Origin of the sequence: Flavobacterium sp. N2270, assembly GCF_025947225.1 — a bacterium.
Taxonomy (GTDB): Bacteria; Bacteroidota; Bacteroidia; order Flavobacteriales; family Flavobacteriaceae; genus Flavobacterium.
Map to the genome: position 1 here is coordinate 1,933,974 of NZ_CP110005.1, position 21,803 is coordinate 1,955,776.

Annotated in this window: 22 protein-coding genes; 15 read left to right on the forward strand and 7 right to left on the reverse strand. The window is 29.6% G+C overall.

Annotated elements, in window-relative coordinates:
• The first annotated feature begins 40 nt into the window (after nucleotides 1–40).
• From porQ to arsB, 14 genes are all read left to right on the forward strand, one after another.
• Nucleotides 41–1,060 (forward strand): type IX secretion system protein PorQ, encoded by a 1,020-nt coding sequence (porQ, locus tag OLM55_RS09010; protein WP_264558572.1) that lies wholly within the window; start codon nucleotides 41–43, stop codon nucleotides 1,058–1,060.
• A gap of 2 nt (nucleotides 1,061–1,062) precedes the next feature.
• Nucleotides 1,063–1,752 carry a (d)CMP kinase gene (gene cmk / locus OLM55_RS09015; RefSeq protein WP_264558573.1) on the forward strand — a complete coding sequence of 230 codons (690 nt, stop codon included), beginning with the start codon at nucleotides 1,063–1,065 and terminating at the stop codon, nucleotides 1,750–1,752.
• 182 nt (nucleotides 1,753–1,934) lie between these two features.
• Nucleotides 1,935–3,704, forward strand: coding sequence for a 30S ribosomal protein S1 (gene rpsA / locus OLM55_RS09020; protein WP_264558574.1), 1,770 nt, complete (start codon nucleotides 1,935–1,937; stop codon nucleotides 3,702–3,704).
• A gap of 137 nt (nucleotides 3,705–3,841) precedes the next feature.
• Nucleotides 3,842–6,574 (forward strand): T9SS type A sorting domain-containing protein, encoded by a 2,733-nt coding sequence (locus OLM55_RS09025; RefSeq protein ID WP_264558575.1) that lies wholly within the window; start codon nucleotides 3,842–3,844, stop codon nucleotides 6,572–6,574.
• Nucleotides 6,575–6,685: 111 nt separating this feature from the next.
• Nucleotides 6,686–7,009 (forward strand): ArsR/SmtB family transcription factor, encoded by a 324-nt coding sequence (locus OLM55_RS09030; RefSeq protein WP_264558576.1) that lies wholly within the window; start codon nucleotides 6,686–6,688, stop codon nucleotides 7,007–7,009.
• Between the two features lie 32 nt (nucleotides 7,010–7,041).
• Nucleotides 7,042–7,515, forward strand: coding sequence for a DUF6428 family protein (locus OLM55_RS09035; RefSeq protein WP_264558577.1), 474 nt, complete (start codon nucleotides 7,042–7,044; stop codon nucleotides 7,513–7,515).
• A 1-nt stretch (nucleotide 7,516) separates the two neighbouring features.
• A complete protein-coding gene (locus tag OLM55_RS09040; protein WP_264558578.1) occupies nucleotides 7,517–8,134 on the forward strand; it encodes a class I SAM-dependent methyltransferase in 618 nt (205 codons plus the stop codon).
• Nucleotide 8,135: 1 nt separating this feature from the next.
• Nucleotides 8,136–8,747 carry a low molecular weight phosphatase family protein gene (locus OLM55_RS09045; RefSeq protein WP_264558579.1) on the forward strand — a complete coding sequence of 204 codons (612 nt, stop codon included), beginning with the start codon at nucleotides 8,136–8,138 and terminating at the stop codon, nucleotides 8,745–8,747.
• Between the two features lie 2 nt (nucleotides 8,748–8,749).
• Nucleotides 8,750–8,983, forward strand: coding sequence for a thioredoxin family protein (locus tag OLM55_RS09050; protein ID WP_264558580.1), 234 nt, complete (start codon nucleotides 8,750–8,752; stop codon nucleotides 8,981–8,983).
• A gap of 2 nt (nucleotides 8,984–8,985) precedes the next feature.
• Nucleotides 8,986–9,960, forward strand: coding sequence for a permease (locus tag OLM55_RS09055; RefSeq protein ID WP_264558581.1), 975 nt, complete (start codon nucleotides 8,986–8,988; stop codon nucleotides 9,958–9,960).
• A gap of 2 nt (nucleotides 9,961–9,962) precedes the next feature.
• Nucleotides 9,963–10,421, forward strand: coding sequence for a DinB family protein (locus OLM55_RS09060; protein WP_264558582.1), 459 nt, complete (start codon nucleotides 9,963–9,965; stop codon nucleotides 10,419–10,421).
• A gap of 4 nt (nucleotides 10,422–10,425) precedes the next feature.
• A complete protein-coding gene (locus tag OLM55_RS09065; RefSeq protein ID WP_264558583.1) occupies nucleotides 10,426–10,830 on the forward strand; it encodes a nitrophenyl compound nitroreductase subunit ArsF family protein in 405 nt (134 codons plus the stop codon).
• Nucleotides 10,831–10,832: 2 nt separating this feature from the next.
• Nucleotides 10,833–11,540: an aromatic aminobenezylarsenical efflux permease ArsG family transporter gene (locus OLM55_RS09070; protein ID WP_264558584.1), complete on the forward strand. Its 708-nt coding sequence runs from the start codon at nucleotides 10,833–10,835 to the stop codon at nucleotides 11,538–11,540.
• Nucleotides 11,541–11,544: 4 nt separating this feature from the next.
• On the forward strand, nucleotides 11,545–12,576 hold the full coding sequence (arsB, locus tag OLM55_RS09075; RefSeq protein WP_264558585.1) for an ACR3 family arsenite efflux transporter: 1,032 nt from the start codon (nucleotides 11,545–11,547) through the stop codon (nucleotides 12,574–12,576).
• 48 nt (nucleotides 12,577–12,624) lie between these two features.
• On the opposite strand, the gene OLM55_RS09080 is transcribed toward arsB, so the two are convergent.
• The 7 genes from OLM55_RS09080 to OLM55_RS09110 all read right to left on the reverse strand — a co-directional run bounded on the left by OLM55_RS09080 (nucleotide 12,625) and on the right by OLM55_RS09110 (nucleotide 21,111).
• Nucleotides 12,625–14,358 (reverse strand): alpha/beta fold hydrolase, encoded by a 1,734-nt coding sequence (locus OLM55_RS09080; protein WP_264558586.1) that lies wholly within the window; start codon nucleotides 14,356–14,358, stop codon nucleotides 12,625–12,627.
• A 95-nt stretch (nucleotides 14,359–14,453) separates the two neighbouring features.
• The gene (locus tag OLM55_RS09085; protein ID WP_264558587.1) at nucleotides 14,454–14,711 is read right to left on the reverse strand and encodes a DUF6952 family protein; all 258 of its coding nucleotides are present in this window, start codon (nucleotides 14,709–14,711) and stop codon (nucleotides 14,454–14,456) included.
• Nucleotides 14,712–14,798: 87 nt separating this feature from the next.
• Complete coding sequence (locus OLM55_RS09090; RefSeq protein WP_264558588.1) at nucleotides 14,799–15,107, reverse strand: thioredoxin family protein; 309 nt, start codon at nucleotides 15,105–15,107, stop codon at nucleotides 14,799–14,801.
• Nucleotides 15,108–15,197: 90 nt separating this feature from the next.
• Nucleotides 15,198–15,833 carry a peroxiredoxin gene (locus OLM55_RS09095; protein WP_264558589.1) on the reverse strand — a complete coding sequence of 212 codons (636 nt, stop codon included), beginning with the start codon at nucleotides 15,831–15,833 and terminating at the stop codon, nucleotides 15,198–15,200.
• 229 nt (nucleotides 15,834–16,062) lie between these two features.
• A complete protein-coding gene (gene katG / locus OLM55_RS09100; RefSeq protein ID WP_264558590.1) occupies nucleotides 16,063–18,249 on the reverse strand; it encodes a catalase/peroxidase HPI in 2,187 nt (728 codons plus the stop codon).
• 119 nt (nucleotides 18,250–18,368) lie between these two features.
• Nucleotides 18,369–19,826 carry a Na+/H+ antiporter NhaC gene (nhaC, locus tag OLM55_RS09105; RefSeq protein WP_264558591.1) on the reverse strand — a complete coding sequence of 486 codons (1,458 nt, stop codon included), beginning with the start codon at nucleotides 19,824–19,826 and terminating at the stop codon, nucleotides 18,369–18,371.
• A gap of 82 nt (nucleotides 19,827–19,908) precedes the next feature.
• A complete protein-coding gene (locus OLM55_RS09110) occupies nucleotides 19,909–21,111 on the reverse strand; it encodes an aminotransferase class I/II-fold pyridoxal phosphate-dependent enzyme (protein WP_264558592.1) in 1,203 nt (400 codons plus the stop codon).
• A 168-nt stretch (nucleotides 21,112–21,279) separates the two neighbouring features.
• Here OLM55_RS09110 and OLM55_RS09115 point away from each other — a divergent pair, with 168 nt between their 5' ends.
• The gene (locus tag OLM55_RS09115) at nucleotides 21,280–21,741 is read left to right on the forward strand and encodes an Lrp/AsnC family transcriptional regulator (protein WP_264558593.1); all 462 of its coding nucleotides are present in this window, start codon (nucleotides 21,280–21,282) and stop codon (nucleotides 21,739–21,741) included.
• Nucleotides 21,742–21,803: the final 62 nt, after the last annotated feature.

Consider the following 21,803-nt stretch of genomic DNA (forward strand, 5'->3'; position numbering starts at 1 on the left):
ATCTTCGCACATGCGTTATAGCTTTTAGAATTACATTTAAATGAACAAAAAACTGTTGCTGTTTACTCTTTTGCTTATTTCTTCCACAATTATGGGGCAAATAGGTGGTAAGTATGTATATCAGTTTTTAAATTTAGTTCAATCTCCACGTCAAGCGGCTTTAGGAGGAAAAACAGTTACAGTGGTAGACTATGATGTGAATCAAGTATTCTATAACCCAGCAACTATTAATGGTAAAATGCATAATAGATTAGCTGTTAATTATAGTAATTACTATGGGGAAGTAACTTACGGTACTGCTGCTTATGCTTATACCTGGGACAGACATCTTCAAACTTTTCACGCAGGTGTTAGTTATGTAAACTATGGAACTTTTGAAGGAAGAGATGAATTAGGTAACTTAACTTCTGACTTTACTGGTAGTGAAGCTGCTCTTTCTTTAGGTTATGCTTATAATATTCCTTGGACAGATATGTTTATAGGTGCTAATGTAAAACTAATTTCTTCAACTTTAGAAACGTATAATTCATGGGGAACTGCAGTAGACTTAGGTTTTCTTTATGTAGATTATAAAAATGATATTAATTATGGATTATCAGTTCGAAATTTAGGATTTCAAATAAAACCATATGCAGATACAAATGAAAAATTACCTTTATCTATTGATGCAGGAATTTCTCAGTTAATGGAAAATGTTCCTATTCGTTGGCACTTAACATTAGAAAATTTACAACAATGGAATATTGCTTTTTCAAACCCTAATAGAGGAGAATCTACTTTAGATGGAGAAACTAAAGAAGAGAAAGTATCTTTTTTTAATAATGCATTACGCCATGTAATTGTTGGAGCAGAGCTTTTCCCTGAAAAAGGGTTTAATATTCGACTTGGATATAATTTTAGAAGAGGCGAAGAGCTTAGAATAGTAGATCAAAGAAATTTTTCTGGAATATCAGCTGGTTTCGGATTAAGATTTAATAAAATACGAATAGATTATTCTTATTCAAAATATACAGTTGCGGCAAACACAAGTTTGTTTGGTATAATGATTAATTTAGATTAAAATTGAAAAAAATTACAATTGCAATAGACGGATTTTCGTCAACAGGAAAAAGTACTTTAGCTAAACAGTTGGCAAAGGAATTAGGTTATGCATATGTCGATACAGGAGCAATGTATCGTGCTGTAACCTATTTTGCAATGAAAAATAATTGGGTTTCTGAAACTAACCTAAATACTATTGAAGTAATTAAAAATTTATCAAATATAAATTTAGAATTTCGTTTTAATGAGCAATTAGGTTTTGCTGAGATGTTTTTAAATAATGTAAATGTAGAAAACGAAATCCGTACAATTGAAGTTTCAAGATGTGTAAGTAAAATAGCTGAAATTTCCGAAGTTAGGACAATCTTGGTTAAGCAACAACAACAAATGGGTAAAAATAAAGCGGTAGTAATGGACGGAAGAGATATTGGAACCGTTGTTTTTCCAGATGCTGAACTTAAATTATTCATGACCGCTTCAGCACAAACAAGAGCGCAACGCCGTTTTGATGAATTAGTAGAAAAGGGACAAATGATTACTTTCGAAGATGTTTTGCAAAATGTTCAAGAAAGAGATTATATAGATACGCACAGAGACGATTCTCCATTAGTTAAAGCTTCAGATGCAATAGAAATAGATAATTCTTCAATGTCTAAAGACGAACAGTTTAACCTAGTTTTATTAATGGTAAACGAGAAATTAAACCTATAATAATTTCATCTAATTTTTCTTTACTTAAGTTTTTGTAAATCAAAAATATAGTAGTACCTTTGCGCACCTTTTGGCGGTATTGGGTTTCCAATAAGGTTTAAACTATATAATTTAACGCTTCTGTTGTTGTCAAAACCGATATAAACCTATTGAATAACACAGAATACAAATTTTTTATCAGCATGTCTGAAATTAATAAAGAACAAGAAGAGTTTTTAGCAAATTTTAACTGGCATAATTACCAAGAAGGTATTGATGTTGTAGATGACAAAAACTTACAAGAATTTGAAGATTTAGTAACAAAAACTTTTATCTCTACTGATGATGCAGAAGTAGTAGAAGGTGTAGTAGTAAGAATCACTGATAGAGATGCTATCGTTGATATCAATGCTAAATCTGAAGGTGTAATTTCTTTAAACGAATTCCGTTACAATCCAAACTTAAAAGTTGGAGATAAGGTAGAAGTGCTTATCGATGTTCGTGAAGACAAAACAGGTCAATTAGTATTATCTCACAGAAAAGCGAGAACTATTAAAGCTTGGGATAGAGTTATTGCTGCTCATGAGTCTGGAGAAATCGTTAATGGTTTCGTTAAATGTAGAACTAAAGGTGGAATGATCGTTGATGTATTTGGTATTGAAGCTTTCTTACCAGGTTCTCAAATTGACGTTAAACCAATTAGAGATTACGATCAATATGTAAACAAAACTATGGAGTTTAAAGTTGTTAAAATCAACCACGAATTCAAAAACGTAGTAGTTTCTCATAAAGCGCTTATTGAAGCGGATATTGAAATCCAGAAAAAAGAAATCATTGGTCAATTAGAAAAAGGACAAGTATTAGAAGGTGTTGTTAAAAACATTACTTCTTATGGTGTGTTTATTGACTTAGGTGGTGTAGATGGATTAATCCATATTACAGACTTATCTTGGTCAAGAATCAATCACCCAAGTGAGGTTCTTGAATTAGATCAAAAATTAAACGTAGTAATCCTTGATTTCGATGATGAGAAAACAAGAATTCAATTAGGTTTAAAACAATTAAATGCTCATCCATGGGATGCTTTAGATACTAATTTAGCTATTGGTGATAAAGTAAAAGGTAAAGTAGTTGTTTTAGCTGATTATGGTGCGTTTATCGAAGTTGCAGAAGGTGTTGAAGGTTTAATTCACGTTTCTGAAATGTCATGGTCTACTCATTTACGTTCAGCTCAAGATTTCATGAAAATTGGAGATGAGGTTGAAGCAGTTGTTTTAACTTTAGATAGAGATGACCGTAAAATGTCATTAGGTATCAAACAATTAACTCAAGATCCTTGGACTGATATTACAGCTAAATACCCAGTTGGTTCTAACCATAATGGTATTGTAAGAAACTTTACAAACTTTGGTGTATTTGTTGAATTAGAAGAAGGAATTGACGGATTAGTTTATATTTCTGATTTATCTTGGACTAAGAAAATCAAGCATCCATCTGAATTTGTAAACGTTGGAGACAAAATGGATGTTGTGGTATTAGAATTAGATGTTGAAGGACGTAAATTATCTTTAGGTCACAAACAAACTACTGCTAACCCATGGGATAAGTATGAAGATGCATTTGCTGAAGGTACTATTCATAACGGAGAAATTTCTGAAATTGTAGACAAAGGTGCTACAGTTGAATTTGGAGATGATATCGTTGCTTTCATTCCTACTCGTCACCTTGAAAAAGAAGATGGTAAGAAATTGAAAAAAGGAGAGTCTGCTGACTTTAAAGTTATTGAATTCAATAAAGAATTCAAAAGAGTAGTTGCTTCTCATACTGCTATCTTCCGTGAAGAAGAAGAAAAACATGTAAAAGCTGCTGTTGAATCTTCTTCATCATCAAACAATAATGTAGAGAAATCTACTTTAGGAGATATCGATGCATTAGCTGAATTAAAAGCGAAAATGGAAAAAGGTGAAAAATAATCACTAGATTCTTTTCATTTTGAACTCGTTTCAGAATCTATACTAAAAAATCCTGTTTCTTAATTGAAACGGGATTTTTTATTGCAAAAAAAATTGTTAAAACGTTTTTTTTTTTTCTTTACATAAATTTTTTAGATATGAAAAAACTTTACTTTTTATTCCTTTTTGTTTTTAGTTTTATAGCTAATGCGCAGATTATTAATATACCTGATGCTAATTTTAAAGCCGCTTTGTTGAGTGCAAATACAAATAATATTGCTTCAACAGAAACTCCTAATAGTAATGGATTAGTAACTTCATTTAATACTATTGATACAAATGGTGATGGAGAAATTCAAGTTACTGAAGCACAGGTGATTAAATTGTTAAAAGTAGAGTTTTTATCAATTTCAGACTTAACAGGAATTGAAGCTTTTGTTAATCTTGAAGCATTATGGTGTGGTTATAATCAATTGACAAGTTTAAATTTATTGAATAATTCTAATACTAAATATTTAAACTGTAAGGTTAATAATATTAATTCTTTAAATATTTCAAGTTTAACAAATTTAGAGTCGTTTTATTGTAGTGATAATCAATTAACTAGTATTGATTTAAGTTTTTATTCTAATTTAAGAAATTTAGATTTGGGAAATAATCAATTGTCAATTATAAATTTGAGTCAAAACCCTTTATTGTTTAAATTTTATATAAATGATAATAACTTAACAAGTTTAGATGTTAGTTTTAATACGGGTCTTAAAGATTTAAGAGCTCAGAATAACCTACTAGTAAATGTAACCTTGGGTTCTAATAATATTTTAGAAGTATTGGGTCTTGGTTATAATCAGTTAACGTTTATAGACTTAACTCAACTACCTGCGCTTAAAGGATTAGATTTAGAACAGAATCAGCTTTCAAGTCTAAACTTAACACAAAATATAAATTTGGAATATTTATATGTAAATGATAATAACTTAACAAGTTTAAATACATCACAAAATACTAATATTTATTACTTAGCTGCAAATAGCAATCAAATAACAAATATTGATGTAACTCAAAATGTAGCATTAAGATTTTTGTATTTATCATTTAATCAAATAGCAAATATTGATGTTACACAAAACACTATTTTAGAAGAATTTTCTATAATTGAAAATTTATTAACTAATATAAACTTAACACAAAACCTTAATTTAATAGCATTTTCAGGGAATACTAATCAGTTTTCAAATTTAGATTTTTCGCAAAATTCTAATTTACAATACTTGTGGTGTAACGAGAATGAATTAACAACATTAGATGTAACAGCTAATAGTGCTTTAATAACATTAAATTGTATGGATAACACACCAATGGAGACTTTGTTTATGAAAAATAATAACGCAATAGCTTGGACATATTTAAATTTTTCAGGCAATCCTAATTTAGAATTTGTTTGTTGTGATGATGATGATTTAGCAATTGTACAACAAAAAATTATAGATTATAGTTATACAACATGTCAAGTTTCAAATTTAAGTTGTGATTATCCTACTTTATATGAAGTTTCGGGTAATGTTCAGTATGATTATTTTGAAAATGGATGTAATGGTGATATTGACGATTTAATTGTTCCAAATGTTAAGTATGAAATATTTGATGGTACAAGTACTGTTATAACTTCAGGTAATCAATTAGGAAATTATTATATACCATTAGGAACAGGAAATTACACTATTACTCCGGTAATAGAAAACCCAAATTACTTTACTATTTCACCAACTAATTTTACAGTAAATTTTCCTACAGACGCAAGTCCTTTTGAGCAAAATGTATGTTTAACTTGGAATGGTTTAGAATATTACGATGATTTAGAAGTTACAATTTTGCCTACAACTCCAGCAAGACCAGGGTTTGAGGCAAAATATAAAGTTATTGTTAGAAATAAAGGTTTTGATGAAACAAATGGTACAGTTACACTATCATATGATAATTCTATTTTAACTTATGTTTCTTCTGCTCCAGTTTTTAATTCATCAAATACAAATACTATTAGTTGGGATTTTTATTCCTTACCTTTTTTAACCTTAGAATTTGATGTTGTTTTTAATTTAAATAGCCCATCAGATAGTCCAGCCGTTAATATTGATGATGAACTACATTTTACTGCAAATGTAATTCATGATTGGACTGATTATACTCCGGCTGACAATACATTTACATTAGATCAAACTGTTGTAGGTTCTTATGATCCAAACGATAAAACGTGTTTACAAGGAGAAACAGAAGAAGTTAGTATAGTAGGTGAATATGTGCATTATATGATTCGTTTTGAAAATACAGGTACTTTTGCTGCTCAAACTGTTCGTATCGAAGATATTATTGATACTTCTAAGTTTGATATTTCAACTTTAATTCCGTTACAGGCAAGTCATTCATTTTATACAAAAATAAATGGAAACCTTGTTGAGTTTGTTTTTGACAATATTAATCTAGATTACAATGCTCCAAATAATGGTGGTTATATAGCTTTTAAAATTAAATTATTACCAACATTAACTATTGGTGATACTTTTTCAAACAGTTCTAATATTTATTTTGATGCTAATCCTGCAATAATTACAAATACTTATACAACTACAATTGTAGCTGCTTTAGCAAATCAATCTTTTAGTGAAAATGAATTTACTATCTACCCAAATCCAGCAAGTTCTATTTTAAATATTCAATCTAAAAATAATTTAGAAATTCAATCAGTTGAAATTTATAATATATTAGGTCAAATTGTTTTAGCTGTTTCAAATAATACAAATGCTATTGATGTTTCTAGTTTAACATCTGGTACTTACTTTATAAAGGTTAATACTGAAAATGGTTCTTTAAACACGAGATTTGTAAAAGAATAGACTTATTTTTATAAAATATTTTAAAAGTCCTGATGAAAATCAGGACTTTTTTTATACCAAATTTTGTTGTTTAATTATTATATCGTAATATTGCAATATAATAATTTAATTATGGGAGCTTCAAAATCAGATTTTTTTACAGATGAGCAAAATACAATGGCAAATGTCTTTAAAGCGTTGTCTCATCCTGCGCGTATTGCTATTATTCAATATCTTTTAAAAGTAGATTCATGCATTTGTGGTGATATTGTAAACGAATTGCCATTGGCTCAGCCTACAATTTCCCAACATTTAAAAGAATTAAAAAACGCAAACATTATAAAAGGTACTATTGAAGGGACAGCTATTTGTTATTGCTTAAATCCCGAAACTATTTCTATGTTTGAAAGCTATTTTGGTAGTATTTCATCACAATTACAAAATAAATGTTGCTAATTACTTTTTAATAATCACTAATTACTAAAAAAATGAAATTATCAGAAATAAAAAAAGCTCTGCAAAAGCTAGAAACAATCGCTTTTCAATTACCAAATGGCGAATTAGTTTCCAATCATTTTCATGTTACCGAAGTGGGTAAAGTAGCTAAAAACTTTATCGATTGTGGTGGAACGATTCGCAATGAAGAAGTTGCTAATTTTCAATTGTGGGAAGCAAATGATTATGACCACAGACTACATCCAGAGAAATTAGCTTCTATTATTAAATTGTCAGAAGAAAAACTACAAATACCAGATTTAGAAATTGAGGTTGAATACCAAATGAAAGATACCATTGGTAAATTTAATTTAGATTTTGACGGAACAAATTTTCTATTAATTTCAAAATTAACCGATTGTTTGGCAAAAGATAAATGCGGAATTCCAGCAGAAAAAACAAAAGTTAAAATAGGTGAGTGGAAACAAAAAGAGACTTCATGTAATCCAAACTCAGGTTGTTGTTAATATGGAAAATATAAAAAAAGAGCATTGGGAAAAAGTCTTTTCAACAAAGCTTGAAAACGAGGTAAGCTGGTTTCAAGAAAATCCAGAAACTTCAATTCAATTAATTCAAGCTTGTAAATTGCCAAAAACGGCTAAAATAATTGATATTGGAGGAGGTGATAGTTATTTAATTGACAATTTAATTGCTTTAGGTTATACTAATTTATATTTATTGGATATTTCTCAAAGTGCAATTAACCGCATTCAAAAAAGGCTAGGAGCTAATAAAGATAAAGTAACTTTTATTGTGTCAGACGTTTTAGACTTCAAACCAATAGAAAAATTTGATGCTTGGCACGATAGAGCTTCGTTTCATTTTTTAACAAATAAAGAAGATATTTTGAAATATAAATCTATAGTTTTTAATGCTTTAAACTCTAATGCAAATTTTGTTTTAGGAACGTTTTCTACAGAAGGACCTTTAAAATGTAGTGGATTAGATATTTCTCAATATTCTGTTGAAAAAATATTAGATCTTTTTGAAGATACTTTTGAAATGGAAAACTGCTTTACAGAAGATCATAAAACTCCTTTTGAAACTACGCAAAACTTTATTTTTAGTCACTTTAAAAAAATATAATATGTATTCAAAATTAAAAGAAACAATTGAAGAAATTAGTAATATAGAAGTTTCTCAAGAACGAAAAGATGTTTTACAACCTTTAGTTGATTTTATAGAGCAAAAAAGTAAAGAGAATGCTACTATTCGACTAAATTTTATTTGCACTCATAATTCTAGAAGAAGTCATTTAACGCAAGTTTGGGCGCAAGCAATGGCTTTGCATTTTAATATTAAAAATGTTTTCTGCTTTTCCGGAGGAACAGAAGCTACTGCAATGTTTCCAAAAGTTGCTGAGACATTACAAAATCAAGGGTTTCAAATTCAAAAGTTGAGTGAATCTGGAAATCCAGTTTATGCTGTAAAATACAACGAAAACGCTCATCCTATCATCTGTTTTTCAAAAAAATATGATGATGTATTTAATCCAGAATCAAATTTTGCTGCTATCATGACTTGTTCGCAAGCAGATGGTGGTTGTCCATTTATTGCTGGAGCAGAAAAAAGAATTCCTATTACTTATGAAGATCCAAAAGCTTTTGACGGAACCAATTTAATGGATGAAAAATATGCTGAAAGAAGTTTAGAAATTGCTTCAGAAATGTTCTATGTTTTTTCTCAAATAAAAAAATAAATATGAAAACTATTAAAATTTTAGGAACAGGTTGTGCAAAATGTAAAGCAACTGAACAAGCTGTAAGAAATGTAATTGCAATAAATAATATTGATGCAACCGTTGAAAAAGTGGAAGATATTCAAAAAATAATGGAATATAACATCATGTCAACTCCAGCTGTAGTAGTGGATGAAATTGTTAAAATTAAAGGAAGAGTTCCAAGTGAAACCGAAATTTTAGAAGCACTTAAGTAATTATGTTTGACTGGTTGCAAAATTTTTCCGATTGGTTAATTTATTCGTTTTTTGACATTGCTCAAGGAAGTAAATTAGGTGATGCACTCAATTTTTTTGTGTATGACACGATTAAGATTTTAATCTTATTGTTTCTTATTACCTTTATAATGGGAATTGTAAATTCTTATTTTCCAGTGGATAAAATCAGAAATTACCTTTCTCGAAATAAACTTTTTGGATTAGAATATCTTTTTGCCTCTACATTTGGGGCTATAACTCCTTTTTGTTCTTGTAGCTCAGTTCCTTTATTTATAGGATTTGTAAAAGGTGGAATTCCATTAGGAGTCACGTTTGCTTTTTTAATCACTTCTCCATTAGTTAATGAAGTGGCAATTGCACTTTTTATTGGAATGTTTGGACTAAAAGCCACAATTTTATATGTTTCAAGTGGAATTATTTTAGGAACGATAGGTGGTTTTGTTTTAGGGAAATTAAATCTCGAAAAACATTTGTCACCTTGGGTACAACAGGTTTTGCTTAATGCTGAAAAAGAAAGTGATTTAGAAATAGAAAAACAATCTTTTGTTCAACGATTGCCATTGATTTTTAGAGAATCTATGGGAATCATAAGAAGCGTTTTACTTTACGTTGTAATCGGAATCGGAATTGGTGCTTTAATGCATGGATTTATACCAACAGGCTTTTTTGAAAACTATATTAGTAAAGAAAATCCTTTTGCTGTTCCGTTAGCTGTACTATTTGGAGTTCCAATGTATAGTAATGCAGCAGGAGTTTTACCAATTATTCAAGTGTTTGTACAAAAAGGAATTCCTATTGGAACTGCAATTGCGTTTATGATGGCAGTTGTAGGTTTATCAATACCAGAAGCGACTTTACTTAAGAAAGTAATGACTTGGAAGTTAATTGCTATTTTCTTTTCTGTGATTGCGTTTTTTATTATTATCTCGGGTTATTTATTTAATATTATTTTATAGTTATGAATTCAAAAACACAACTTTTCTTAGAACTTTGGATTGAATCTAGAACTAGATTTACGAATCAATTGGCAACTTTAAAACAAGAAGATTTAATCAAAAAGTTAGATCCTTCAGTAAATAGTGTTGGTTTTCTTATTCGTCATATTGGTGATGTAGAATTACTTTTTGCTAAAAATGTTTTTGGAGCAAAAGAAGTTAAAGTTATTGCAAAAACAGTTATCGATAAAAAAGATACAGGTGAATGGATTAATCTTCAAGAGTTGAAAGACTATGTTGCTCATTCTTTTGAATCTTTAAAATCAATTGTTGAAATGCAGAATGATAAAGATTGGGAAACAACTATTTCTACAAATGAATTTGGAACAAAAACTAAAGCAGAAGCTTTTGGAAGAATTGTTTCTCATACAGCCTATCATGCTGGGCAAATGGCAATTATTACTAAATATGGAAAAAATTAAATAAATGAAAAAAAATGTATTACTATTTTTATTAATAATTACTTTATTTTCTTGTAAAAAAGAAGCATCAGAAGTAGTTCAAACGGTAACTGAAAATGCTGCAACGACAGAAATTCAATTGATTCAGTTTCACACAGAACATCGTTGTGTAACTTGTAATAATATTGAAAAATTAAGTAAGGAAACGATTCAAGGAAACGATAAAATTTCTTTCGTGATTTATAATTTGGATGATGAAAAGAATGTTGCAATTTCTGAACAATTTCAAGCAACAGGAACTTCTTTATACTTGTATAATTCGACTACAAAAAACACGAAAGACTTAACCGAAATGGCTTTTATGTATGCTAAAAATGAAGGTAACAAGTTTAAAAGTGAACTTGAAAAAGAAATTATAGCGTTTAAATAAGTATGGATTTTATTCAAACATTTGCCGAAAATAAAGATTTTCCAATTCTTGCCGCTTTTGCTTTGGGATTACTCACAGCCATTGCTCCTTGTCCGTTAGCAACTAATATTACTGCAACTGCTTTTATTGCAAAAACCATCAATAAAAAGAAAAAAGTGGTCTTGAGTGGTTTGCTTTACACATTAGGAAGAATGTTTTCGTACACTTCAATTGGTGCTTTAATTTATTTTGGAGCAAGTAAATTTCAAGTGGCCAAAATATTTCAAGGAAATGGTGAAAAATACATTGGCTATGTGTTGATAATTATTGGTTTGATAATATTAGATGTAATTAAATTGAATTTTATAAAAGGATTTAATTTTACTGAAAAATTATCAGAAACCTTTAAAACAAAAGGATTATTGGGTTCGTTTTTGTTGGGAGCTTTGTTTGCTATGGCATTTTGTCCTTATAGTGGAGCCTTGTTTTTTGCAATGTTAATTCCTATGACATTAGCTTCAAGCGAAGGTTTATTATTGCCGGTATTTTTTTCTATCGGGACAGGTTTGCCGGTAATTTTCTTTGCATTTGTAATTGCATTCAGCATGGAAAAACTAGGGAATTATTTTAAAATGATTACCAAAATTGAAAAAATAATGCGAGTTATTGCAGCTTTAACATTTATCATTACAGGATTATATTATATCAATATTTACTTAAAATTAATTTAAAAGAATGAAAAAAAGATTAGGATTTTTAGATAAATATTTAACGCTTTGGATATTTTTAGCCATGTTAATTGGTGTAGGAATCGGTTATTTTATTCCAAATTCAGCAAATTTTATTAATTCATTTTCTTCTGAAACTACCAATATTCCTCTAGCGATTGGATTAATTTTAATGATGTATCCGCCATTAACAAAAATTGATTTTTCAAAAGTTCCATTGATGTTCGAAAAACCGAAGTTACTTGGGATTTCATTTATAATTACTTGGATAGTTGGTCCGTTTTTAATGTTTTTATTGGCGACTTTTTTCTTGAAAGATTATCCAGAATACATGACTGGTTTAATCATCATCGGAATTGCTCCTTGTATTGCCATGGTTATTGTTTGGAATGAATTAGCAGAAGGAAACCGTGAATTAACAGCAGGGTTAATTGGATTAAACAGTTTGTTTCAAGTTTTTTTTTTTAGTATTTACGCTTATTTTTATTTGGAAGTAATGTTGCCTTTATTTGGAATACAAGGTTTAGAATTAGACATTACAGTAGCTGAAATAGCAAAAACGGTTGGTATTTATTTAGGATTCCCGTTTGCGTTAGCTGTTGCTAGTCGTTATTTTATTAAAAAATATGTTGGTGATAAATGGTTTAATCACAAATTTATTCCGTTTGTTTCTCCAATTACATTGATTGCTTTATTGTTTACAATTGTAGTGATGTTTAGTTTAAAAGGAGAAATGATTGTTGATTTACCTTTTGATGTTATTAGAATAGCAATTCCATTAGTAATTTTCTTTACAATAATGTTTTTCTTAATGTTTTTTGTAGCGAAAAAAAATGGAGCAAATTATCGTGATGCTGTAGCGTTATCATTCACAGCTTCTGGTAATAATTTCGAATTAGCGATTGCTGTTGCAATTGGTGTTTTCGGAATTAATAGCGGACAAGCTTTTGCTGGAGTTGTTGGTCCGTTAGTAGAAGTTCCTGCTTTGATTATACTAGTAAATGTAGCTTTTTGGTTGAAGAAAAAGTTTTATAAATAAAAAAGGCTCTTTTAAAAGAGCCTTTTTTATTTCATATTTAGTAAATAATTACTCTTTAATTACTTTTATTGTTTTTGCCCCATTTTCATTTTCTAAAACTAAAATATACAAACCATTAGAATAGTTTTCCATGTTAATTTGAGATGTATTAGAACTATTGTCATTTAATTTTACGTCTAATAATTGACCTAAAACAGAATAAATACTTATTTTAGAATAGTTGTAATTATCAATAGTTAATATGTCTCTAACCGGATTAGGATAGTAACTAATAGAGTTAAATACATTTTCATTTGTTCCCAATGTAGTTGTAATATTAAAAACATAAGGAGTTTGGTAGTTTGTATTTGTAGGTGTTGTACTTGAAATTTTTAAAAAGTAATCACCAGGTGTAAGTAATCTAGTTAAATTTAATGTAGATCCTGTATTATTTTGAGAAGTACCAATAGGAGTTCCTGAACTATTTAAAATAGTAGTATTCATTGAGCCTGTAACAATATTACTAACAGAAACTACAGCATTCATGTTATCAGTTATAGTAAATTTATAAAAATCATCATCTATAGTTGTTCCGGTAGCTTGTACAGTTGTAAATCCTCTATATTCAGTATTTGTATCAATAGAATAAGCTAATTCTTTTACATTTGGTTCATCTAAACCTTGCATTACATAGTAATATTGACTTGGAAGCGCCGTATGATTTTCAACACCAATCGAGGTGTAATAAAAATATTTTATAGGGTAAGTTAATCCTGTTCCGGTAAAATAATTATCCATTTTCGCAGCAGCTTCAGTTACAACTCCATCAGATGAGGAACCGTTAACTCTTCCTATGACACTTGAAAAATCAATTAAATGGTCTATTGTTTTTTGATTTAATCCAATAATATTATCTCCGATTGTTCCATTGCAGTTAACATCTATATTCCAATAATCTTGACCAAATAAGTGTTCATTCATATTACTAGAGTTATTTATTTCAATTCCTCCAAATAAATATCTACTAGGTTCACCACTATAGTAATAGGTAATTTTTAAATCTCTTAAAGCTTCTGCGTGAGTTTCCATTCCAATAATCCAACCCAATCCAATATCACTTGCGTTACTTCCTCCATGTGGTGTTCCAAGTGTTAAAAATTTAGCAACATGGTGCATTCCGTCAGGTTGCCAATTATTTGAGTTTTGAATATATTCTCTTGAAGCTAAGCCACCCATACTGTGACCAACAAGAATTACTTTATCTTTTCCTGTTAGTGCTAAAACGCGTTCTACAGCTTTTTTAACAGCTACTCCTTGTTTTGTTACAGCAGATTGATTACTGTAAACTGAAGTTCCTATTGAGCCATTAATATTTACATCAAAATTTACATAGTAATAATCGCCATTCTGTAATGTAGTGGTTTCAAATGCTGCAATATCTGCACCAGAAGTTGGATAAAAGTTTTTATTTGCTAAATTATGATTTCCGTCTGCACTTAAACAAAAATCAAATCTTCCACCAAAAGTAAAGCCATATTGAGAATCCAAATAATTAGATGTTGAATTCCAAGTTTCTGAACTTGAATTTAATCCATGAATAAAAATTATAGGATAGGGTATTTTACTAGAAACTACTCTTTCGTTCTGGTTTTTAAATGGAGTTTTCATTGCTACAATAAGCGTATCATTTGAAAAATTTAAAAACTCTAATACAGGATTCCTAGGTTTAAATTGATCATTTTGCGCATTTGCAAAAGTTATGGCTAATAAAAAAGATAAAATGTAAAAAGTAGTTTTTTTCATAAAAATTTATTTATAAATTACTACGCAATATATAAATAAATTGTTAATTTTTTTACATTTTCTTAATTATGGAAGATAAAATTGACGTTTATTGATTATTTATCTATAGAACCTAAAACTCTTTTCATAAAATCATTTAATGCTGTTTTTTTATCTTTCCCTTCTTTTATCATTTTATGTACTTCAAGAGCTCCGTACATGTTAGATATTAATTCACCAATTACATCTAATTCTTCATCTTTCAAAGAAGATACTTCAGTTAAGTTTTCTAAAACTTCTATGGTTTCAATCAAATAATCTTGATCGTTGTCTTCAATAAATTGAGTTAGTTGTTTTATTACAGGTAATTTCATTTTTAGGTTATTAGTTTATGCATTTAAAAGATTAAAAGGCTTGAGTTACATTTAACCTCATAACCTTTTAAACTTTTACCCCTTTTATTATATTACTTCGTTTACTAATTCAGTTAATATTTCTAACTTATTAGTTTGCGTTTGATTTACTAATTTTCCGTTTTTGAATGTTGCAAAAGTTGGTAAATTATCAACTGTTGCTAGCTTTCTTGATTCAGGAAATTTTTCAGCATCAACCATTAAGAATGGAATACTTTCGTTTTGAGAAGCCAACATTTTGAATTTTGGTTTCATAATACGACAATTTCCACACCAAGTTGCAGAAAATTGTACTACTACTGTATCATTTGAAGCAACAACCTCTGCTAAATTATCTTGTTCTATTTCTGTAAACATAGTTTTAAAATTTCAATTTCAATATCAAAAATCAATGGCAATTTTAAATTTATAATTGCCATTGAAATTAATATTAATTTCTGTTATTGATTAGTGAGAAGCTAAATAAGCAGCAGTACTATTTCTGTCAGCACTCATTGCATCTTTTCCTTCTTCCCAGTTTGCTGGACAAACTTCACCTTTGGTTTGAACGTGTGTATAAGCATCTATTAAACGTAAATATTCGTTTACATTTCTACCTAATGGCATATCGTTTACACTTTCGTGGAAAATTTTTCCTTCTTCATCAATTAAATAAGTAGCTCTAAAAGTTACATTTGAACCTTCTAAAATTTCATCGTTTAATTCTTCATCAAAAACCCATTCAGCTTCTAAAATATCTAAGTTAGCAGCTAAGTTACGAGTTGTATCAGCAATTAAAGGATATGTTACACCTTCAATACCACCATTATCTTTTGCAGTATTTAACCAAGCAAAGTGAACTTCGTTTGTGTCACAAGAAGCACCTATTACCATAGTATTTCTTTTTTCAAATTCACCTAAAGCAGCTTGAAAAGCATGTAATTCTGTTGGACAAACAAAAGTAAAATCTTTTGGATACCAAAATAAAACAACTTTCTTTTTGTTATTTACTGCTTCTTCTAATACGTTAATTCTTAAATTATCTCCCATTGAAGAGATTGCGTCAACTGTAATGTTTGGGAATTTTTTTCCTACTAATGCCATTGTGTTTATTTTTTATTAATTATTAAAGTTCTACTACAAAATTACAAAATCAAGTATTAATAAAAAGATACTGTTATGTTTTCTTTTTATTAAGATATAGATAATAGTTATGATAAAATTTCTTGTTAAAAGAATATAATGTAGTGTTGTATTTTATACATTTATATTAGTGCTAAAACGACAAAACCACCAAAAAGGTGGTTTTGTATATAAAAAAATATTTGTTTTATTATTTTTTATCAAATCGATCGGCATTCATAATTTTTGTCCAAACCTTTATAAAGTCTTTTACAAATTTTTCTTTAGAATCATCTTGCGCATAAACTTCAGCATAAGCTCTCAAAATAGAATTTGAACCAAAAACTAAATCTACACGCGTAGCTGTCCATTTTGTTTGTCCTGTCTTTCTATCATTGATATTGTATAGGTTTTGTCCTATTGGTTTCCAAACGTTATTCATGTCAGTTAAATTTACAAAAAAATCGTTTGTTAGAGTTCCAATTTTGTCTGTAAAAACACCATGCTTTGTTCCACTATAATTTGTACCTAAAACTCTCATTCCACCAAGTAAAACAGTCATTTCAGGAGCAGTTAATCCTAATAATTGAGCTTTGTCAAGCATTAACTCTTCTGGTTTAACAGCATATTCTTTTTTCATGAAGTTTCTAAAAGCATCGTTAGTTGGTTCTAATTCTGCAAATGATTCAGCATCTGTCATTTCCTCAGTTGCATCACCACGACCTTGTAAAAATGGTACTTTTATATTTATACCAGCATTATGAGCTGCTTTTTCTACCGCAGCAGTTCCTCCAAGAACAATCAAATCGGCCAAGCTAACTTTTGTAGTTAATTGAGATTGAATTTCGGTTAATTTATTTAAAACTTTTTGTAAACGTTCAGGTTCATTACCTGTCCAGTCTTTTTGAGGAGCTAATCTTATTCTAGCACCATTTGCACCACCTCTAAAATCTGAACCTCTAAAAGTTCTAGCACTATCCCAAGCTGTGTTTATTAATTCAGCACTAGTTAAGCCACTATTTAATAATTTTGATTTTAATTCTTCAATTTCAGCCTCTGATAAACTATAATCAACTTTAGGAATTGGATCTTGCCAAATTAAATTTTCTTTAGGTACATCAGCTCCTAAATACCTTTCTTTGGGACCTAAATCACGATGTGTTAACTTAAACCAAGCTTTTGCAAAAACTTCTGTAAAGTAATCTGGATTTTTATAAAATTTTTCAGAAATTTCTCTGTAGATAGGGTCCATTTTCATAGCCATATCTGCATCGGTCATGATTGGATTATTTCTTTTATTAGAATCAAATGCATCAATAGGTTTATCTTCTTCTTTAATGTTAATTGGTTCCCATTGCCAAGCACCAGCAGGACTTTTCTTTAATTCCCATTCGTAAGTGAACAATAAATAAAAGTATTCGTTATCCCAACGTGTTGGATTTGTTGTCCAAGCACCTTCTATTCCACTAGTAATAGTATCAGGTCCATTTCCGTTTCCTTTTGGGTTGTGCCAACCTAAACCTTGCTCTTCAACATTTGCAGCTTCTGGTTCTTTACCTAATTTTGAAGCATCACCATTACCATGCGCTTTTCCTACCGTGTGTCCACCAGCTGTTAAAGCAACGGTTTCTTCATCATTCATTGCCATACGCTTAAAAGTTGTGCGTACATCAATAGCTGTTTTTAATGGATCTGGTTTTCCGTCTACTCCTTCAGGATTTACATAAATTAATCCCATTTGTACAGCAGCTAATGGATTATCTAAAGACTCTCTATTTTCTTCACTATCGTATCTGTTTTTTGTTTCCGCTAACCACTCTTTTTCTGAGCCCCAATAAATGTCTTTTTCTGGATGCCAAATATCTTCACGACCACCTGCAAAACCAAATGTTTTTAAACCCATTGATTCATAAGCCATATTTCCAGCTAAAATCATTAAATCAGCCCATGAAATTTTATTACCATATTTCTTTTTAATTGGCCATAAAAGTCTTCTAGCTTTATCTAAACTTACATTGTCAGGCCAACTGTTTAAAGGAGCAAAACGTTGATTGCCTGTATTGCTTCCTCCACGACCATCAGAGACTCTATATGTTCCTGCTGAATGCCATGCCATACGAATCATTAATCCACCATAATGACCCCAATCTGCTGGCCACCATTCTTGACTATCCGTCATAAGTTTTTTTAAGTCTGCTTTTAAAGCTTCTAAATCTAATTTTTTAAATTCCTCAGCATAATTGAATTTTTCTCCTAAAGGATTTGTTTTTGTGTCGTGTTGATGAAGTATATCTAAATTTAAAGCTTCAGGCCACCAATCCTGATTAACTGTAGTTGGTTTTACATTATCTTCTTTTTGATGAAAAGGGCATTTTCCGTTACTGTTAGAATGTTCCATGATTTATGTATTTTGTTGATTATCAATTTATTGTTATACAAAAATACAATAAAAAAAACCACTACTTAATTTAAGTAATGGTTAATTTTTATCTTGAAATAGATAATATCTATTATTTTTTAATTTTCAATACCTGAAACTAATTGTTTTATTTTAATATTAAATGCAGCAAAAATTAATGTCATAACTGGACTTAATAAATTAAAGAATGCATATGGAAGGTAGTCAAAAGTGTCTACACCTAATGTTCCTGATTGGTAGGCACCACAAGTATTCCATGGAATTAATACTGATGTTACAGTTCCTGAGTCTTCTAAAGTTCTACTTAAATTTTCAGGGGCAAGTCCTTTATCTTTATATGCTTTAGCAAACATTTTTCCAGGAACTACAATTGCTAAATATTGATCAGAAGCAGTAATATTTAAGGCTAGACAGCTACCTACTGTTGCTGCAAATAAACCAAATACTGATTTCGCCATTTTTAATAAAGTTTGACTAATCCTTGCCAATGCGCCAATTGCATCCATAATTCCTCCAAAAACCATTGCACAAAGAATTAACCAAATTGTACCCAGCATTTTTTGCATTCCTCCAGATTTGAATAATTCTTTTAGAGTTTCATTTTCAGTTGGTATTACTGAATCTATTGTAATGGCATTTAAAACTCCTTTGTATGCATTTGCAAAATTTAAACTTTTACCACCTGATAGCATTAGTACAATTTCAGGTTGAAAAATAATTGCAAAAATACCAGCTAATAAAGTTCCTATCAGTAAAGCAACTAAAGGTTCTGTTTTTTTAACAATCATTCCTATAACTATTATAGGTACTAAAAATAACCAAGGTGTTATATTGAATGATTTTTCAATATCTATAAGTAAGCTCGAAGAATCTGCTATACCTTTAGTTTCAACAGTTAAACCTAAAATGATAAATAATATAAATGAAATAATAAAAGTAGGAGTTGTTGTTAGAGCCATATATTTGATATGAGTAAACAAATCAGTACCAGCCATTGCGGGGGCTAAATTTGTTGTGTCAGACATAGGTGATAATTTATCTCCAAAATAAGCTCCTGATATTACAGCACCAGCTACCATACCAAGAGGAAATCCTAGGGCTCCTCCAATTCCAATTAATGCAATACCAACAGTTGCTGAAGTAGTCCAAGAACTACCTGTTGCAATTGAAATTACTGCACAAATAATTAAAGTTGCTGGTAAGAATACTGCAGGACTCAAAATTTGTAAACCGTAATAAATCATAGAAGGAATTATACCACTAATTAACCAGGTACCAGCAAGTGCACCTACCATTAGTAGTATTAAAATTGCACCAGTTGTAGACTTAATGTTTTCTGCGACTTCATCCATCATTTTCTGAAAAGAAACTTTGTTAAAAAAGCCAATAATTGCAGCAACAGCAGCGCCAAGTAATAAAATGAACTGGTTACTTCCGCCCAGCGCACTGTCGCCAAAGATGTAAACATTGTAGCCTAACATTGTTATTAACGCGAAAACAGGAATTAATGCTTCCCAAATATTTAACTCTTTATTTGAATTTATTTTAGTATCCATTTATTTTTTTTTTGAAGATGCAATATAGAAAAAAAAATCCGCTTAAGAATTTCTTAAACGGACTTTATAACTATACTATTTATTAAAGAATATTTAATTCTTTCATGCATTGATTCATCATTTGATAGGTTCTTTCAATATCATTATCTAAACCAATTGAAAAACGAATTAAACCATCTGTTAATCCCATTTCGGCTTGTTCTTCCATTGGAATTTCAGATGACGTAGATGATCCTGGCGCACTAAACAATGTTTTATAAAAACCTAAGCTTACTGCTAAGTATCCTAAATTACGTTCTTGCATTAATTCCATTAATGCATTTGCTTTGTCTAACGAACCTACATCAATTGTCATCATTCCTCCAAAACCATACTCTGGATTAATCATGTTTTTATATAATTGATGACTTGGATGACTTTTTAAACCAGGATAAACTGTTTTAAGGCCATCTTTTTCAAATTTTTCAGCTAAATAAGCTGCATTATTACTGTGTTGTTTGATACGTAAATGTAACGTTCTTAAATTTTTCATTACTGAAGCTGAACGCATACTGTCCATAGTTGGCCCTAATAACATACTTGCCCCTGAATTTACATTTTTTAAATCGTTAATAAATTCTTGAGAAGCACAAACTACACCTCCAACAGTATCACTACTTCCGTTAATGTATTTTGTAAGGGAATGAATTACGATATCTGCACCTAATTTAATTGGAGAAACTGATAATGGAGAGAATGTATTGTCAACTACTAATTTAAGATTGTGTTTTTTTGCAATTTTAGAAAGGTTAGAGATATCAGCAACTTCTAGAAGAGGATTACTTACAGTTTCACAATATAAAACTTTAGTGTTAGGAGTAATAGCAGCTTCAACAATATCTAACTTTGTAATATCAACAAAAGTAGTTTTAACTCCCATTCTAGGTGCAAAATTCTTCAAGAAAGCATAAGTTCCTCCATAAATAGTTCTACTAGAAACAATATGATCACCATTTCCACATAATTGTAATAGAGTAGGAGTAATAGCTCCCATTCCTGAAGCGGCAACATTTGCAGATTCTGTTCCTTCCATTGCAGCAAGTGCTTTATCTAAATATAAATTACTTGGTGAAGAATGACGTGAATATAAATAACAACCTTCTGCATTACCTTCAAATGTGTCAAACATTGTTTTTGCAGAAAGAAATGTGTAAGTTGAAGAATCTGAAATAGAAGGGTTAACTCCCCCAAATTCACCAAAGTATTGTAAATCTTGGATATTGTCAGCTGGATTGAATTTACTCATAATAAGTTGTATTATTTAATGTTTAAATTACATCAAATATCAATAAATTTAAATTAAGTTTCAATCTTATTTGTGTATTATAGTTTTTAAAACTAAATTAAATTATAAAAATAGTTTTTTTGTCTGTGTAATTTGTTAAATTTGATCTTCAATAAAAAAATTTGCAAGATGAAATTAGATGCAATTGATAAGAAACTTTTGGAAATGCTTCAAAAGGATACTAAAAAAACCACAAAAGAACTTTCTGATAAGTTAAATCTTTCTGTTACAGCAGTATATGAAAGGGTGAAAAAATTAGAACGAGAAGGTGTTATTAAAAATTACATTGCTTTATTGGATAGGTCAAAGGTAAGTAAAAACTTTGTTGTTTTTTGTCATGTTAAGCTTTCGCAACACAATATTGACTTAATCAAGCATTTTGAAAAGCAAATAATGAAGTTAGATGAAGTTTTAGAATGTTTTCATGTTAGTGGTGATTATGACTATATTTTAAAAATCTTTGTAGAAGACATGGAAGCTTACAGAGAATTTATGGTGACTAAATTAACAACTATTAAAGACATAGGCAGTACACACAGTACTTTTATGATAGGTGAAGTGAAAAATACAACAGCATTTAAATTAAGTTAGTACAAATTGTTTTTTTACAAATATTACTAATTCGTTTAAACAAAAATCATTATTTTTGCAAC

What these genes read in the sequence shown, in the direction of transcription:
- porQ (WP_264558572.1), top strand. Translation starts at nt 41, where the DNA reads ATGAACAAAAAACTGTTGCTGTTTACTCTTTTGCTTATTTCTTCCACA.
- rpsA (WP_264558574.1), top strand. Translation starts at nt 1,935, where the DNA reads ATGTCTGAAATTAATAAAGAACAAGAAGAGTTTTTAGCAAATTTTAAC.
- OLM55_RS09025 (WP_264558575.1), top strand. Translation starts at nt 3,842, where the DNA reads ATGAAAAAACTTTACTTTTTATTCCTTTTTGTTTTTAGTTTTATAGCT.
- OLM55_RS09030 (WP_264558576.1), top strand. Translation starts at nt 6,686, where the DNA reads ATGGGAGCTTCAAAATCAGATTTTTTTACAGATGAGCAAAATACAATG.
- OLM55_RS09035 (WP_264558577.1), top strand. Translation starts at nt 7,042, where the DNA reads ATGAAATTATCAGAAATAAAAAAAGCTCTGCAAAAGCTAGAAACAATC.
- OLM55_RS09040 (WP_264558578.1), top strand. Translation starts at nt 7,517, where the DNA reads ATGGAAAATATAAAAAAAGAGCATTGGGAAAAAGTCTTTTCAACAAAG.
- OLM55_RS09045 (WP_264558579.1), top strand. Translation starts at nt 8,136, where the DNA reads ATGTATTCAAAATTAAAAGAAACAATTGAAGAAATTAGTAATATAGAA.
- OLM55_RS09050 (WP_264558580.1), top strand. Translation starts at nt 8,750, where the DNA reads ATGAAAACTATTAAAATTTTAGGAACAGGTTGTGCAAAATGTAAAGCA.
- OLM55_RS09055 (WP_264558581.1), top strand. Translation starts at nt 8,986, where the DNA reads ATGTTTGACTGGTTGCAAAATTTTTCCGATTGGTTAATTTATTCGTTT.
- OLM55_RS09060 (WP_264558582.1), top strand. Translation starts at nt 9,963, where the DNA reads ATGAATTCAAAAACACAACTTTTCTTAGAACTTTGGATTGAATCTAGA.
- OLM55_RS09065 (WP_264558583.1), top strand. Translation starts at nt 10,426, where the DNA reads ATGAAAAAAAATGTATTACTATTTTTATTAATAATTACTTTATTTTCT.
- OLM55_RS09070 (WP_264558584.1), top strand. Translation starts at nt 10,833, where the DNA reads ATGGATTTTATTCAAACATTTGCCGAAAATAAAGATTTTCCAATTCTT.
- arsB (WP_264558585.1), top strand. Translation starts at nt 11,545, where the DNA reads ATGAAAAAAAGATTAGGATTTTTAGATAAATATTTAACGCTTTGGATA.
- OLM55_RS09080 (WP_264558586.1), bottom strand. Translation starts at nt 14,358, where the DNA reads ATGAAAAAAACTACTTTTTACATTTTATCTTTTTTATTAGCCATAACT.
- OLM55_RS09085 (WP_264558587.1), bottom strand. Translation starts at nt 14,711, where the DNA reads ATGAAATTACCTGTAATAAAACAACTAACTCAATTTATTGAAGACAAC.
- OLM55_RS09090 (WP_264558588.1), bottom strand. Translation starts at nt 15,107, where the DNA reads ATGTTTACAGAAATAGAACAAGATAATTTAGCAGAGGTTGTTGCTTCA.
- OLM55_RS09095 (WP_264558589.1), bottom strand. Translation starts at nt 15,833, where the DNA reads ATGGCATTAGTAGGAAAAAAATTCCCAAACATTACAGTTGACGCAATC.
- katG (WP_264558590.1), bottom strand. Translation starts at nt 18,249, where the DNA reads ATGGAACATTCTAACAGTAACGGAAAATGCCCTTTTCATCAAAAAGAA.
- nhaC (WP_264558591.1), bottom strand. Translation starts at nt 19,826, where the DNA reads ATGGATACTAAAATAAATTCAAATAAAGAGTTAAATATTTGGGAAGCA.
- OLM55_RS09110 (WP_264558592.1), bottom strand. Translation starts at nt 21,111, where the DNA reads ATGAGTAAATTCAATCCAGCTGACAATATCCAAGATTTACAATACTTT.
- OLM55_RS09115 (WP_264558593.1), top strand. Translation starts at nt 21,280, where the DNA reads ATGAAATTAGATGCAATTGATAAGAAACTTTTGGAAATGCTTCAAAAG.